8 protein-coding genes and 1 pseudogene are annotated in these 15,615 nt (G+C 60.4%); 4 read left to right on the top strand and 5 right to left on the bottom strand.

The features are described from left to right. Window positions 1-139 precede the first annotated feature (139 nt). Window positions 140-556: pseudogene (locus CKV91_RS09955) on the top strand (pseudouridine synthase family protein); the annotation flags it as partial. Between the two features lie 249 nt (window positions 557-805). Here CKV91_RS09955 and trxB read toward each other — a convergent pair. Next, window positions 806-1,831 (bottom strand): thioredoxin-disulfide reductase, encoded by a 1,026-nt coding sequence (trxB, locus tag CKV91_RS02055; RefSeq protein ID WP_021103627.1) that lies wholly within the window; start codon window positions 1,829-1,831, stop codon window positions 806-808. A gap of 845 nt (window positions 1,832-2,676) precedes the next feature. On the opposite strand from trxB, the gene CKV91_RS02050 reads away from it, so the two are divergent. Beyond that, entirely contained in the window at window positions 2,677-3,696 is a 1,020-nt protein-coding gene (locus tag CKV91_RS02050; RefSeq protein WP_021105271.1) for a S1C family serine protease, read from the top strand. A gap of 737 nt (window positions 3,697-4,433) precedes the next feature. Here CKV91_RS02050 and CKV91_RS02045 read toward each other — a convergent pair. After that, a complete protein-coding gene (locus tag CKV91_RS02045) occupies window positions 4,434-5,381 on the bottom strand; it encodes a sugar-binding transcriptional regulator (protein ID WP_023034639.1) in 948 nt (315 codons plus the stop codon). A gap of 186 nt (window positions 5,382-5,567) precedes the next feature. Here CKV91_RS02045 and CKV91_RS02040 point away from each other — a divergent pair, with 186 nt between their 5' ends. Together CKV91_RS02040 and glpK are read left to right on the top strand one after the other, a co-directional pair. Continuing rightward, window positions 5,568-6,353 carry an MIP/aquaporin family protein gene (locus tag CKV91_RS02040; RefSeq protein ID WP_021103623.1) on the top strand — a complete coding sequence of 262 codons (786 nt, stop codon included), beginning with the start codon at window positions 5,568-5,570 and terminating at the stop codon, window positions 6,351-6,353. A 213-nt stretch (window positions 6,354-6,566) separates the two neighbouring features. Next, entirely contained in the window at window positions 6,567-8,090 is a 1,524-nt protein-coding gene (gene glpK, locus CKV91_RS02035; protein WP_021105268.1) for a glycerol kinase GlpK, read from the top strand. A 703-nt stretch (window positions 8,091-8,793) separates the two neighbouring features. Here the strand turns inward: glpK and CKV91_RS02030 are convergent. The 3 genes from CKV91_RS02030 to CKV91_RS02020 form a co-directional block, all read right to left on the bottom strand. After that, window positions 8,794-10,863, bottom strand: coding sequence for a protein kinase family protein (locus CKV91_RS02030; RefSeq protein WP_155942620.1), 2,070 nt, complete (start codon window positions 10,861-10,863; stop codon window positions 8,794-8,796). Window positions 10,864-10,947: 84 nt separating this feature from the next. Then, window positions 10,948-12,855 (bottom strand): DUF6049 family protein, encoded by a 1,908-nt coding sequence (locus tag CKV91_RS02025; protein ID WP_021103619.1) that lies wholly within the window; start codon window positions 12,853-12,855, stop codon window positions 10,948-10,950. Between the two features lie 924 nt (window positions 12,856-13,779). Beyond that, complete coding sequence (locus tag CKV91_RS02020; RefSeq protein WP_036957143.1) at window positions 13,780-15,291, bottom strand: CCA tRNA nucleotidyltransferase; 1,512 nt, start codon at window positions 15,289-15,291, stop codon at window positions 13,780-13,782. Window positions 15,292-15,615: the final 324 nt, after the last annotated feature.

Genomic DNA, 15,615 nt, shown 5'->3' with positions numbered 1-15,615 from the left:
TGATCAGTTCGAAAGTCGTCATCGGACCAGTGCTACTGACCTACAGGAAAGGTCGAGCTCGGGAAGGTTGCCCAACCCTGCCCGAAGCGACGCGGAGAATTTGTCCGGCGGCCCTGTGTGGCTTGAGCACTGTGATGGCGGGGTGCGAGTGAGCAGTCACATCATCAAGGAACGCGGCGTTCTGCAGGCGCAACAGGTGAGCGGTCGAGAACCGAATGCCGTAACCGAAATTCGGTTGGTGGAACGTCGAGGAGATCTGGCACTGTACGAGGCAATCCCGCTGACTGGCCGGACTCACCAGATTCGGCTGCACATGTGGAGCCTGGGTGCACCGATTCTCAACGATCCGTTCTATCCGCAACTGCTCGATGTTTCCATTGACGATTTCTCCCGGCCGCTTCAATTACAGGCCTACCGGATGAGTTTCGTCGACCCCATCACCGGTGAGCAACGCATGTTCACCTCGCAGCTTGAGCTCAGTTGCTGGCCCAGCACGGAGGCAAGCCAGCCCCGGGGCAAAGACAGAGGTAACGCGTGGATACCGGGCGACGCGTGAGTACTGACGATGTTTTTGTCCACGAGATGCTTTCGTGGACAAAAACATCGGCTGGAGCCTGCACAACGCAGTTTGTTGCGCCCCGCGCCGGCGAGCTGACAAAAATTGTCAGACCCGGCTGACGAAGTGGAAATGACCTCGGTGGATCAGAGGTGGGTCTTCCCGATAGATGTCAAGGCCGTAGGGTCAGGGCCGACGCCCAGGAGCAGATGTGGTGCTTTCCGGGCCTGAGCGCCGGGAACGCCACCGTCAGGAGGCCAGATATCCCTGGGCGTCCAGGGCAGCGCGGCAACCGGAGCCGGCAGCTGTGATCGCTTGCTGGTAATGGGAATCCACCAGGTCTCCACAGGCGAAGACGCCAGGAAGACTGGTACGAGTGCTGGGTTCATCGCACACGACGTAGCCACCCTTGTCGACTGTGACTTCGTCGGAGACGAGCTGGGATCGGGGATCGAGCCCGATCGCCTCGAAGACACCGGACACCTCGAGGTGACGTTTTTCGCCAGTAACCGTGTCCTTGAGCGTGATGCCGGTGAGTTTGGTCTCCCCATCCATACCGACGACCTGACTGTTCCATGCCCACTTGATCTTGGGGTCTGCCATGGCCCGGTCGATCATCGCCTGACTGGCGCGCAGAGCGTCGCGTCGGTGAATCACAGTCACCGATTTGGCGAACCGGGTGAGGAAAGTCGCCTCCTCCATGGCAGAGTCACCGCCGCCAATGACGGCAATGTCCTTGTCGCGGAAGAAGAACCCGTCACAGGTGGCGCACCACGACACTCCACGCCCGGAGAGCCGAGCTTCGTCCTCGATCTGGAGTTTGCGGTGAGCCGCACCCATGGCCAGGATGACGGTCTTGGCGCGATGGACGTTGCCGTCCGTATCGGTGACGGTTTTGATCTCCCCGGAGAGGTTGGCCTCGACGATGTCGTCAGTAATGAGCTCGGCGCCAAACCGTTCGGCCTGGGAACGCATCTGGGCCATGAGATCTGGGCCCAGAATTGCGTCGGGGAAACCGGGGAAATTCTCCACCTCGGTGGTCTGCATGAGGGCTCCACCGGCGTCAGCACTCCCCTCGAAGACGAGCGGATGCAGTCCGGCACGGCCGCTGTAGATCGCGGCAGTGTATCCGGCTGGACCCGATCCCACGATGATGACGTCACGGACCTCGCCGTCGTTGGTGGGGGCGGCAGTGGACGGCTTGCTGGCCTGGCCGGGATCGGACAGGGTGATCCCCCCAACCAGGGGGGAGGTCATGATGGGATCTGTGCTCATCGAAAGCTCTCCTTGCGGATCAGTTCGCGACTTTGTCGCGGGGTGCGAATGAGGCATGGTGCCACCGCGGGTCGAGATACCAAGTGACGGAGCTGGTTCACTCTACTTGTCGATGGATTGTGTGCCTATAAGGGTGAGCGTATGACATGGCGTTATTGTTCCCGGTCTTCACTGCTTGAGTGCGTCACAAGTATGGGACGTGACGAGCACAGAATGCCCATGACTCAGCAGGACACACCAGGCACCGACCATGGGATCTGATTGGGTGACTGACATGGTGTGTGAGGAACCGATGGTTTTCACAGCCTTGGCTGGTGCCTTGTGGCTTCGGGCCAATCCCTCCAAACCAGTTCTCCGACGCTGAGGCTAGGTCATTTTTGACGTCAGCGCACCCAGGTCGCATGTGGAGTGCCCCTGCCATGTCCCGAAACGACATTTTTGACTCCCAGGGCGTGATGCATCATTGAGTCATGACGGATAACCAGAACTCGCCCGACTCGCGTCCTGACTCGTGGGTGCCGCACGACCATGAGAGCTCCCGAGGTGCCAACGATCCATGGAGCGGAACCCCACACGCATCAGAAAATGGGTCCCCCTGGGGCACTGGTGGCTCGTCAGCAGGAAAATCTCAGCAGTGGGGTGGCAGCGCATGGGGTACGGCATCCCAACCGTCCACACCTCCCGGTCCCCAGCGTGATGACAGATCGTCGGCGGCGCCTGCCACGACGACCAAGGGCACGAGGAGAGGCTCTGGGCGGACCGTCGCGGGAGGGCTTCTCGCGCTGCTGCTCGCCATTGGTGCCGGTGGTGCTGCTGGTTGGTACGTCGCCAATGAGACACCTCAGGTGAGTCAGGCATCGTCTGCCCCAGCCTTGGGCAAAAGTGACGACAAACCTGCAGCGCCAGTCTCCACCAAGGACTGGACCTCAACCGCCAAGAAGGTCACGGATTCCGTCGTGTCGATCCAGGTGCAGACCACCAATGGTGGCGGTCAGGGATCCGGAGTCATCGTCGACGACAAGGGTCACATCATCACGAACAATCACGTGGTGGCTGGAGCATCTCGGTCTGGTTCGATCAGTGTCGCGATGGGAAATCTGGCCTATGACGCCTCAGTCGTGGGAACTGATCCGTCTAGTGACTTGGCCGTTCTCAAACTCAACACCGTCCCCAAGGGCCTCAAACCCATTCAATTCGCCGACTCGGGAAAACTCGTCGTTGGGCAAGGCGTGATGGCGATCGGGAATCCTTTGGGGCTGTCCGGCTCAGTGACGACTGGTGTCATCTCGGCGCTCAACCGTCCGGTGACCACCAGTGGTGAGCGAGAAGGCGTGATCCGCAACACCGATGTCGTCGTCACCAATGCCATCCAGACTTCCGCCCCCATCAACCCGGGAAACTCGGGCGGTGCACTGGTGGATTCCGAGGGTCGGCTCATCGGTATCAACTCCTCAATTGCGTCCTTGTCGTCGAGTGAGGATGGCAACACCTCCGGGAGCATCGGCATTGGTTTCGCCATCCCGGCCAATCAAGTGAAGAACATTGCCGATCAGTTGATAAGCAACGGCAAGGCTCGACACGCGCTGCTGGGGTTGTCAGCCTCGGACGCCCAGGCCGAGAAATCTGACGGTTCCAAGATGATGGGAGCTCTGGTGCGCACCGTGACTCCGGGAGGAGTCGCAGACAAAGCGGGGATCAAGAAGAATGACCTCATCGTTGCGGTGAATGGCACCACGGTTGGGTCGAGTACCTCGCTGGTGGCGCGAGTTCGGGAACAACCCGTCGGTAGCACGGTCAAGATCAAGATCCTGCGGGATGGCAAGGATCAGGAAGTTACGGCAACTCTTCGTGACGCCAAGCGTTGAGATGTGACAGAGCAGGGCTGGTGACGCAGTCCTGCTGACAAAAATTGACATTGCGTATCGGGCTGCGAACCGGTGGATCCGTGGCTCGTGCGTGAGGTTCTTCGCTGCGTATGAATCCGGCAACCATCACACGCAACAACAGTCGTCCGTTCGGGAGCTCGTGCCGGGTCTGCCGCGGTCAAGTGGTGAACGGATCTGTCGTGGCTTGGCGATGAAGAGGACTCACCCCATTCACATCATGCGATCCAGTGTGCAGGATCTGGAACGTGCAATTTTTGACACTCCACGGTGGAGCGAGTCTTTGTGGTGACGTGTCCGCGCCTCGCGTGTGTTTTTTGTTCCCGGAGTGGCACGGTTCTCGTGCCTTACCAGGATGAGCAGCGGTGGAACCAGGATGGGCAGCGGTGAGAGAAATCTGCGTTGCAATGCGAGTGCGGCAGTACAGGTCATGACGGTTGCGCTGAGTTGCCCAGTACGAGCCAAGTCATAGATGCTGGTAGTGCGGCAGGCACATGAGCCACGATGCTCTGTGAAACCGCCCGTCACCCTCGGTAGGTGTGTCAACAAGGACCGTCAGCTGCAAAGCTCAACCCGTGAGGATCCAACTACTGGCCGGACCAAGAACGCCGAAAACCTTTTGGGTCCCTCAGTCCAACCCGTGAGGATACTGGCCGGACGCTGCCATGCCTCTCCAGAGCTGGTGCTGGCCTGTCCAGAGCGCTGGCGCAGTCTTGGCCTCACATGAGCTCCAGGACAGCACGCGCTGTCTCGTCGTCGACGATGAGATCGGTGGCCACCCGAGCTCGCAGCGCAGCCAGAAGTGCACGGGCCTTTGCTTTACCGGCCACCACGCAGATACGTCGCGGCACCTTTCGAATCTCGGTGGGTGTCATTCCCGTTGCTCGGTTGTTGAACGGCACGTCGAAGGATCCGTCGGCCCGCAGGAAAACTGTGTTGACGTCCCCGACCACTCCGCTACTGCGGAGTTCAGCCATTTCCTCCTCCGTGAGATATCCCGAGGAGTACACGTGTGAGGGCACTGGTGCCTGTAGCCCGCCGACACCGAACACGGCCACGTCCAGTGTGGCTCGAGTGCGGAGCACGGACTGGATGGAGCGCTCCTTCCACATCGATGCGCGCGTGGCCGGATTGTCGAAGAAGGCGGGGATGGGGAAGTGAATGACGTCTGCGTCGAAGGCATCGGCGATGCGGGCGGTGATTTCTCCCACGTAGGGGATGCCTGACGAGGTGGGGTTGGCCGATCCATTCATTTGAAGGATGTGTACCCCCCGAGTCTCCTTGGGGATGATGTGGTGTGCCACAGCGTCCAAGGTGGTACCCCACGCAATACCTACCGTGGAACCGTCATGGACGGCATCGGTGAGACTCTGTGCGGCGGTACGCGCTACTTGGTCCAAGCGGTGGACCTCAGTGGTCCCCGACTTCACAGGAACGATGGTGGCACGCACCCCGAAAAGACGGGCATAAGTGGTCCCAAGCCCTTGTCGTGCGCTGGTTGGCTGGGCAAGGCTGATGCGCACCAGGCCCGTCTCACGGGCCTGCTTCAGCAGGCGGGAGACGGTCGATCGCGAGGTACCCAAGTGCTTGGCAATGACGTCCATGGTTTCGCCCTGCAGGTAGTACATCGACGCTGCGGTCCACACATCATCGGCCCACTCGTTCATGTATTTGCCTTTCCTGTGCACGTTAGTTCAATAGGGTACCGCTGTGATCGGTCAAAGGTGTTCACTGAGACCGTCCAGCTCGCAAAAGCTGGGCGAGGCCGCCATGGTCACTCGACCAAGGTTACGACCTGTGTGAGACCCAGTGCCAATGAATGCCCTGGGGTGACACAAGACAAAGGAGTCCGCATGCTTCTCGAAACGACGGTGTCCGCCGGCGCGATTTTCGGGTCTGAGTTCCTCGGAACGATGATTCTGATCATCCTTGGTGTCGGCGTCGTCGCCAACAATCTTCTTCCCAAGACAAAGGGAAATCCTGGACCTGGTTCACTTCAGATCAACTGGGGCTGGGGTTTCGGCGTCATGTTCGGTGTCTATGGGGCCTACCGCACCGGTGGCCATCTGAACCCGGCTGTGACAGTTGGTCTTGCCCTTGCAGGCAAGGATCTGGCCCCTGGAGTTGAGGCCACCGCTGGTAACATCTGCCTCTACATCATCGCCCAGTTCCTCGGTGCCTTCGTCGGCGCCATCATTGCGTGGCTGGCCTACAAGCAGCACTACGACGAGGACTGCGACCCGGCTCTCAAACTTGGCACCTTTGCCACTGGTCCCGAGATCCGCAATCCGTTCTGGAACACCGTCACTGAGGCCATCGGTACCTGGGTGCTGGTTCTGTGGGTCATCATCTCGAACTACACCGCCGCCGCTTCGGTCGATCTCAAGACCGGTGTCTTCTCCGGTACCGCCATCGGCCCGCTCGCTGTCGCTCTGCTCATCGTCTCCATCGGCGCCTCGCTGGGTGGCCCCACCGGATATGCCATCAACCCGGCCCGTGACCTCGGCCCCCGTGTCGCCCACGCCGTCCTCCCGATCAAGGGCAAGGGTGGCTCCGACTGGGGCTACTCCTGGGTCCCGATCGTCGGCCCGATGATTGGCGCTGTCCTTGCGTCCGTCACCTACCTCATTTTCTGGTGATCACACAAAAGATCTAACCAGACACCTTGCCCTCGTCGGATGATCCGTCGAGGGCAAGCCATGAAACACCATCTGTCTTGGAGGAACAGGCGATCCCGGGAAGGTACATTTGACGCGGCAACACAGCCATCGAATGTGACAGTACTGGAACATGCGATGATGTCTGAACCTCCAGACCACCCGAGTCAACGTTGACATAGAAAGGCAGCGATCATGACCGAAGAGAAATACGTCCTCGCCATTGATGAGGGCACGACCTCAGCTCGCGCCATCATCTTCAACCACTCCGGGCAGATCGTCTCGGTCGGCCAGAAGGAGTTCGAGCAGATCTTCCCGCGTGCCGGCTGGGTCGAGCACGACGCCGTCGAGATCTGGGAGTCGGTACGTGAGGTCATTGGTCAGGCCCTCTCGAAGGCCAGCATCAACCGTCACCAGCTCTCCGCCGTCGGTATCACCAACCAGCGCGAGACCGCAGTCGTGTGGGACAAGAACACGGGCGAGCCGGTGTACAACGCCATCGTGTGGCAGGACACTCGTACCCAGAAGATCTGTGACGAGCTTGCCGGTGACGAGGGCCCCGATCGCTTCAAGGACATCTGTGGTCTGCCCCTGGCCACCTATTTCTCCGGCCCCAAGGTGAAGTGGATCCTCGACAACGTCGAGGGCGCTCGCGCCAAGGCAGAGGCAGGCGACCTGCTGTTCGGCAACATGGACACCTGGGTGCTGTGGAACCTTACCGGTGGCGTCAACGGCGGCGTCCACGTCACTGAGCCGACCAACGCTTCGCGTACCATGCTCATGGACGTGCGCAAGCTGCAGTGGGACGACTCGATGTGCGAGGTCATGGGCATTCCGAAGTCCATGCTCCCCGAGATCAAGTCCTCCTCCGAGGTGTACGGCAAGGCCTCCCGCGAGTCCCTGCTCATCGACACCCCGATCGCCGGCATCCTGGGCGACCAGCAGGCAGCCACCTTCGGGCAGGCCTGCTTCGAGAAGGGCAACGCCAAGAACACCTATGGCACTGGTTGCTTCATGCTCATGAACACCGGGCAGGAAGCCGTCTTCTCCGAGAACGGCCTGCTCACCACGGTGTGCTACAAGCTCGGTGACAAGCCCACCGTCTACGCCCTCGAAGGCTCGATCGCCGTGGCCGGCTCCCTGGTGCAGTGGCTGCGCGACAACCTGCGCATGTTCGATTCGGCTCCCGAGATCGAGACCTTGGCCACCTCCGTGGAGGACAACGGTGGAGCCTACATCGTCCCCGCGTTCTCCGGTCTGTTCGCCCCGTACTGGCGTCCCGACGCGCGTGGCGCTCTCGTCGGCCTGACCCGGTTCGTCAACCGCGGCCACATTGCCCGCGCCGTTCTGGAAGCCACCGCGTACCAGACCCGTGAGGTGCTCGATGCCATGAATGCCGACTCCGGTGTTCCGCTGACCGAGCTCAAGGTTGACGGTGGCATGACTGCCAACGAGACCCTCATGCAGTTCCAGGCCGATCAGGTTGGTGTGCCGGTCATCCGCCCGGTGGTCGCCGAGACCACCGCTCTGGGTGCCGCCTACGCCGCCGGTATCGCCGTTGGCTTCTGGAACGGTGAGGAGGACGTCGTCAAGAACTGGGCTGAGGACAAGCGCTGGGAGCCCAAGATGGACGACGCCGAGCGTGATCGTCTGTACCGCAACTGGAAGAAGGCCGTCACCAAGACCTTCGACTGGGTTGACGCTGACGTCAAGGAGTGACCGTGCCCCGGTCTGTTGACCGGTGACCGTAAACCCCGAGGGGCCCCGCAATGAACGTGCGGGGCCCATCGTCATACCACGGCCATGCTGTTGGACGACGTTGGTTTCCAATCCTCGTGTCGTCACATTGTTGTGATGACCGATTTTGACGGTTGCGATCACGCGTCACTCAAACGGTACTCGACTGAGTCTTCTGCTGGCCCTCCCGAGAGCCGAAAGCATTGGCTGCTCCGTCGTGACAAGGGTGCCCCTGAATCACATCTCTGTCTGAGCAGCTCTTGACCGGGTAACTTCTACAGGGCGGCACTTTGTGGATGAAGGGTCTGATTGGACTCTTGGCGAGTGTGTATTTCAGACTCTGGCTGTGGTTTCTGGACAGAAACCGATGGCTTAGTTGCTTGGCTGCGCGAACGTCGTGACAGGTGAGCGGTGCCCACAGCAACAACCAGTGGGCATGTGTGAGAAAAATGTCGCCGCCCCTGGAGTTTGGGCAGTGCAGTGACTCGGGGTTTCTTCTGACGGGAATTTTTGCACTACCCGCTCGAGGTGGGCGCTCATCCAGGTGGACATGGCTGGGGAAGACCGCCAGTTAAGGTGACAGAACGTCCCCAGCTCCACACCGTGAGCTACCCGGCACAGGGACTGTGTTGCTCGGTGACTGCGGTTGTCTCGACTCGATACGTTGCTACGGCCAGTGGTCGTGTCATTGCACGGTGATCGTGGATATTCCACCTTGGTAGCGCCCGTCGGAGACGCTGGGCAGTTTGGTGAGATAGATGAGTACGTAGCGGGTTTTTTTCTCACCCAGGTCCAAGGTGACCTTGCCGTTGGCGTCCGACTGCCCATCCGCCTTGGTCCAGTCCTTGATGGAGCGCATCGACGCTCTGGAGGTGTCGTTGGATGGAATCCATGCTGAGATGTCTGTACCTGAACCTGTGAGCGTGACTGTCACTGACGAGACTTGCGTTGGCTTGCCGAGATCCACGACCAGCCCGACCCCGGGTTTGAGGCCGCCGAGGTTCGCAGACCCGCGGTACACCAATGTGCGCCACGCAGTGGTGGCCCTACCATCGTGAGCCTGATTCACCAACCGTGGGTGCTCTTCATCGTTTCCACCATCAGCCTGCGGGTCGAAGTCCTTCACTGTGGCAATGGTGGGCTCAGTTGCCTGGGGAGCATCGTTGTGAGCCTGCTCATCGTCATCGTGAGCACCAACCAGGACCAGGCCAACCACCAGAGCTGCGATGGTGAGTGCCACGAGTATCCACGGCCAGTGTCGATTGGCGGGACGCGGATGGCGGGGAGCCCTTCCGATGGATTCAGAATTGTCACCTCGGGTCCGTGCAGGGCGGTTGCGTGACGTTCCAGCCCGGGAGTTGACATTTTTGTTCACGGCAGTGAGGGGGCCAGAGGGGTCTCCTGCAGAACTTTTGATGCCGACTCCTGCGGAGCTTTCAGCAACTGATCCTGTCGAGGGGTCTGCTGCTTGATGACGCTGGGATGAATCATGACGTCCCCATTGGCCGGCAGCAGCCTGTGGAGACCAGTAACCATCTTCGTCGGGACCGGTCAGATCCTGGGAGGATTCGCCCTGCCGATTCGAAGGATCGTGTGCCCGCGATGATTTCTCGACGGACGGAGCGTGGGCTGGAGCAGGTTCCTCATCGATGACCGGTGGCAGATCCACTGAAGTCCTGGTCACCGCGGATTCAGGGGTGAGAGTGCGTCCTGTGGAGACCAGGTTGGGTTCTGCGGAAGCGGTACGTGCGTCAGCGGGGCGTTGCGCGGCAGCAGTGGGGTAGCGCAGTCGACGTTCCAGATCTGCTGCGGCATCCGCCGAACCCAGTACACGGGCAAGAGCCTGGTAGATCTCGCTGGCAGACCGTACCGGGACCTCGTCGTGGCGAGGTTGTTGAGACAGGATTTGGTCACACAGCACGTCCAGAGCAGGGGAGACGCCAGGCTGGACCTGTCGCGGCGTCAACCAGCAGTGCCCGTCAGCGGGAGCAGCCACCAGTCCCCAAGTTTTCTGAGCGTGCCGAGTATTCTCGCTGGGCAGTGCTGCCAAGGAGGCGGGGGCGGACGGTGTCCCCAACGGCCATCGCGAAACCAGACAGGCGTAGAGAATTTTCCCCATGTCAACGATGTCGGTGGCCTCTCGCTCAGACCAAGAAGTTGCTTGTTCCGTCTCGTGGGGGTTGAGCACTGCCTCCATGAGCAGACCAACGATCTTCACGTTTCCGGTGGCGGTGATGATGATCGTTTCCGGGCTGAGCCGTTCGTGGAAGATACCCTGTGCATGCATGGGGGTCATGGCGTCAGCGATCTCACGCACCACCCAGGCGGCCTCCAGCGCAGACAACGGGCCGGTGGCAAGCAGCTCACGCAAGGTGAGGCCGGGTGCGTACTCACTGACGACAAAACTTGTCGTCTCTGGTTGACGAGCGCTCACTGCGTCCAGCACCCGCACGAATCTCGAGTCGGTGGCCACGGCTGCCTGCATCGCAGCGGTCAGAATCTCGGGGGTGCGTGGAGATCTGGCGTCCATTGCCGTGATGACGACGGGACGGTGCAGCTTGAGGTCGAAAGCTCGCCACAACTCGGTGTCGGCAAGATGCCCAAGCTTCACCTCGAGCCGAAACCTGTCGCCCAATGTGGTTCCAGCCTCCAAGGACTGTTCAGCCCATTGGGGCCCTGCCGAGGGCTGATACGTCTCGGCGCCGTTTCCAACTCGGGAAGACGATGCCGCGACCTCCTCATGACGACTGTCCACGGCACCTCCCCACGCCCCAGATTGCTCTGTGTCTCAGGCCCCTCCTGATCAGAGACCTGAACAGCACCTTAGTGGTTCGACCATTCAGGATTCGTGTGCCGCTCCGCTGGCCACTGGGTTGCTGTTGTTCCTCCCCGTTCCTCGGTTACGTACCTGTCGAATCCGCAACACAGTTGCTGCGATGACGATGCCTCCGGAAACAACGATGATCACCCATCCGATGTCATCCATCTGGGTTGCCTTGACGACGAAGGTTTCGGTTTGTCCGATTGGACGCCCATCTCGGGAGGTCAAGGTTGCTGTCATCCTGACTTGGCCATTGGAGCTGGCATGGGGAGAGAACTTGAGGGCCTGGGTCTCGCCGGGACGTACCGTGATCACCTTGGTGTTGGGGATGTCAATGCGTTGTGGGTTCTCCGAGACGATGACGGCCTTGACATCTATCGCCTGATCCAGATGGTTGGTGACAGCAAGTGGGAACTCGTTGGACGACGACGACATGACGAAGCTTGACGCCGAGTGCAGTTCGATGTGCTCACCGGACAGGTACCGACGAGCCGGTGCCATGGCCGCGTGCCACCACAGGCGTCGTTCACTCGCGCTCATCCTGGTGGACAGGCCCGCCACGGAGATCCGTCCCAATGGTTGGGACACCTTTCCCGGATCACTGAGCAGCTTGGTCCAGGCTTGGGCCTCGTCTGTGGTCTGCTCGAGCTGCCTCGCCCAGTCCGGGCCGAGCAGCCGGGCAGAGCTGCGGGGGTTCAGAGCGGGTAGTTGCACCCGTGTTGGCTTGATGGAGCGCAGATCCACCTGATGCATCCACGCAGGGGGGGTCACGGATTTCACCTGGTCGGGGGAATGGGTCGCGGTGACCAGGGGAGAGTTCTGTGTCCCGGTGAGGAGGGCCTGTGCCAAGGCGCGGCCACGTACCTGCGCAGGCATTGAGGGGGAGGGAGGTGGGCCTCCCTCCAACGCGTCGGTGGCCAGTGGAATCACGGTGGTGCCGTTGGATGTTCTGGGGCTGGTGGCAGTGGGCAGAGCAGAAGTGACCACCAGTGCTGGGTGCAAGGTTGACGTCAGCATCGTCAATGCCGGTTTGGTGAGTTCACCGGTTTCGTCCAGTATGGCCAAAGGTAGTTTGGCGGCAGGGTTGTCTGGTGGCAGGGATTCCTTGATCTGAGTGAGTACGTCACGGTGGGAGGTGGTGGCAGCCACCCCGGTCACGTCGGCGGAACCATAGGGGAGGCGATATGCCGGTACTGCCTTGAGCATCGTCGTGAAACGATCCAGCCAGGCCTTGGCAGCTTTTCCGCCCGTGCCTGGAGCCGACTTATCACCTTGGGCCACCTGATAGCCCTTGGTCATGGCTGTGACCTCGTCGAGTAGCTCAGGATCGACGAGTACGGTGCGTCTGGTGGCGATGGCTTGGTCGACAAGTTCCAGGAGGCGTCCGTCCAATTCATCGGCGAGGTGATTGTCGATGAATGTGCCATCGATGCGTGTGGATGGGGTGGAATTGAGTACGACAAGCGATGATGACCAGGCCGATGTATGGCTGTCGGTGAGGACGGTGAATGTTCGGGCCCGCCCCACAGTGTGCCGAGAACCGTGCTCGGGGGTTGCCTGGGCGTGCACACCGATGAGATAGGCCTTGGAAGTGTCGGTCAGGCCCATCTTCTCCGGGGTGGCGGTGACGGTGAAGGTGGCGCACTGGCCGTTGGCGAAGGTCTGGGTGCTTTCGGGGTCGGTGATGTTGTTGATCGAAGCTTCATTCGGCTCACGGAACCATCGTGCCCCGGTGGGTATCTCCGGTGGAGACTGCAGTACGGACCCCATGTCGTCGTAGCCGCTGATGGGGTCCAAGGAGCGCCAGAACGACACCTGTACCCAGCGCAGATTCTTACCGCTGATGTTCGTCACCGTACCGCGGATGGTGATGGGGTCCTTGGGAGACCCTGAGTCGGGGCTCACCGACATGATGTCGATCGCCACTTCCTGGCCGGACGACTCCTTGTCCGTGCCGTAGCGGCCGGTTTGTTGGCAGCTGGGCTCTTGGGGTGAGGTTTGGGGGGGCACTGGGTTCTGGGGGGAGTCAGAAGCACGGGGTGAGGAAGATGGAGCACTGGGTACTGGAGTGGAAGTTTCGGGCTGAAGCGCGTTGCTTCGCGAAGGGGCATCCTCCTGCTCTAGGGCGTGGCTGTGCGAGATGGATGCCGGAGAGGTCCCTGAGTCCCAGGTGCGTGCCAAGGCTGCGTGAGCAGCCGACACCTGTGACGTGAAAAGTGTGGTTTCAACTGATGCCTGTGCCGGAACAAGGCTGGCTGACAGCGTCAGAGCTGTGACACCCATGAGGGTGAGGCAACGACGCAGTCGTGTGACGTGAGGTCCGGGCACGATTCCTATGCTACGGGGTCATTCCATGAAGATGACAACGCTGTTTTCGGTGCTGGGAGCTACTGGTGGGTGATTGACCGGATGAGGCGTGGATGCTTGGGAGGTTCAGGGGTCCTTGCCGCAGAGGAGTTGGTGTGCTCTACCTGGGATAGACCAGACTCGTGGCGAAAAATGTCATTGCGTTCCATCGCTAGGCACCAGAGTGCTCCACGGCGACTGCTGGCGGGATTTTCGTTCCATGTGCGGTGGCGTGGGAACTGTTGCTCCTGGTCGAATTGTGCCTGTCGTGTTTTGGCCGCAACAAACTCACGTCATCGGCAGAGGGGACAGGCCTGCATCGTGCTCATGCTGTGAGGGCCATGTTCATCAATGCTGCAGGAACATTTTTGTCGAGTGACCGGCCCTCGTGCCACCACGGTGATGGGAATGCCACACCCGTGTCATTTTTCGACGGTGAGCTGGCCAGTCGAGCTTTCCCTCGTTTGGGGCCACTCCATGAGGTGGCCCCGAATCATCCCCGCATCACGATTGAGTTGATTCTGGTTGCTGGGCCCACCATGCCTTCAAGGCCTTCTCGGCCTGGTCGGTAGTGTGAGGTCCCTCTTCAATGCGTAGATTGAGCAGGAACTTGTAGGCCCGACCCACCACTGGTCCGGGCTCGATGCCCAGGATTGCCATGATCTGTCCACCATCCAGATCAGGTCGGGTGGCGTCCAGCTCCTCCTGGGCTGCCAGCTCGGCGATGCGTCGCTCCAGATCGTCGTAGGCGAATTCCAGTCGTTCCGCTTTGCGTCGGTTGCGTGTGGTGCAGTCAGCACGGGTGAGAATGTGCAGACGCTCCAGTTGGTCGCCTGCGTCACGGACGTAACGGCGCACTGCTGAATCAGTCCATCCCTGATCGCCATATCCGTAGGAACGCAGGTGCAGTTCCACCAGGAGGCACACAGCCTTGACGATGTCAGAGGGATAGTTGAGCGCTTTGAGACGCTTGCGTGCCATCTTCGCCCCAACGACGTCATGATGGTGGAAACTCACCTTGCCGCCGGGCTCGAAACGTCGAGTGGCCGGCTTGCCGATGTCATGAAGCAGAGCTGCCAGACGCCCGACCAGGTCGGGATCATGGCCCCGCCGTTTCTCCAGCTCGATCGATTGGTCGACGACCGTGAGCGAATGCTCGTAGACGTCCTTGTGACGATGATGTTCGTCAGGTTCCAGACGCAGCGCGGGCAGTTCGGGCAGGACAATGCTGGCGATTCCTGTGTCAACCAGCAGCATGAGACCCTCACGGGGGGAGTCGGTAAGTAGCAGCTTGGACAACTCATCACGAACCCGCTCAGCGGAAATGATCGACATGCGGTCTGCCATTCCGGTCATGGCCGCGCGCACCTCATCGGTGACGGTGAAGCCCAGCTGACTTGTGAATCGAGCTGCACGCATCATCCGTAGTGGGTCATCAGAGAACGATCGCTGCGGCGGGAATGGTGTGCGCAGCATTCCAGATGCGAGGTCGGTGAGACCATGATGGGGATCGACGAATTCGCGGTTGGCGGCGTGCAGGGCCATCGCATTGACGGTGAAGTCTCGGCGGATGAGATCGTCATTCAGTGTGTCGCCGAAGGCAATCTCGGGTTTTCGTGAGTCTGGGCGGTACACGTCGGTGCGATAGGTGGTGATCTCCACCTGCCAGTCGTCGATCATGGCACCGATGGTGCCGAATGCCCGTCCAATGTCCCAGGTGGTCCGAGTTCGCTGTCGTAGCAGTGCCTCGATCTCGTCGGGGTGGGCATCGGTGGTGAAGTCAAGGTCGTGTCCCAGCATGCCCATGAGGGCATCGCGCACCGATCCACCTACGAGGTACAGGTCGTGTCCCGAATCGGCGAAAAGAGCACCGAGGTCCGCAATGAGTGGGGCTGACTGCCACAGACGATCCACTCTGTGCTCCAGCAACTGGGCAACAGTAAGCCCCTTCTCCTGTGCGCAGGGGCGTAGAGCGGTCAGTGAGGAAGCGATTGGCGAGGGGGGCACGTTTGCCATGGCGCACAAGTCTACCTGTCCTCGGAGGTGTCGTGGCATTTGTCATGCATGGCATGAGGACTGCTGACATTTTTGACACGGAACGAGGTAGCTGGCCTCCTGCTTGGTGGGGCCACCGATGTGATCATTCAGCTGTGCCAGGATCTGGGTTCTTCCTGACAGTTCGTACTTGAGCCGCTAGATGCACTGTCTTTCGAAAACTGTCTTTCTCGGTTGTCTGAAGTCTCTCTACAGCTGGTACTTCGGTTGGGCTGACATTTTTCTCAGGGATGGGACGCTGATCGTTCTGAGCTCTTTCGATTCAGAACTGAGTAGCAGTTGCTG

It is taken from the genome of Cutibacterium granulosum (genome assembly GCF_900186975.1).
Lineage (GTDB): Bacteria > Actinomycetota > Actinomycetes > Propionibacteriales > Propionibacteriaceae > Cutibacterium > Cutibacterium granulosum.
Note: the sequence above shows the minus strand (reverse complement) of the source record. Positions and strands in the feature narration are given on the sequence as shown.

Excerpts from the sequence above, each read along its gene's own strand:
- trxB (WP_021103627.1), bottom strand. The coding sequence starts at position 1,831 with ATGAGCACAGATCCCATCATGACCTCCCCCCTGGTTGGGGGGATCACC.
- CKV91_RS02045 (WP_023034639.1), bottom strand. The coding sequence starts at position 5,381 with ATGAACGAGTGGGCCGATGATGTGTGGACCGCAGCGTCGATGTACTAC.
- CKV91_RS02040 (WP_021103623.1), top strand. The coding sequence starts at position 5,568 with ATGCTTCTCGAAACGACGGTGTCCGCCGGCGCGATTTTCGGGTCTGAG.
- glpK (WP_021105268.1), top strand. The coding sequence starts at position 6,567 with ATGACCGAAGAGAAATACGTCCTCGCCATTGATGAGGGCACGACCTCA.
- CKV91_RS02020 (WP_036957143.1), bottom strand. The coding sequence starts at position 15,291 with ATGGCAAACGTGCCCCCCTCGCCAATCGCTTCCTCACTGACCGCTCTA.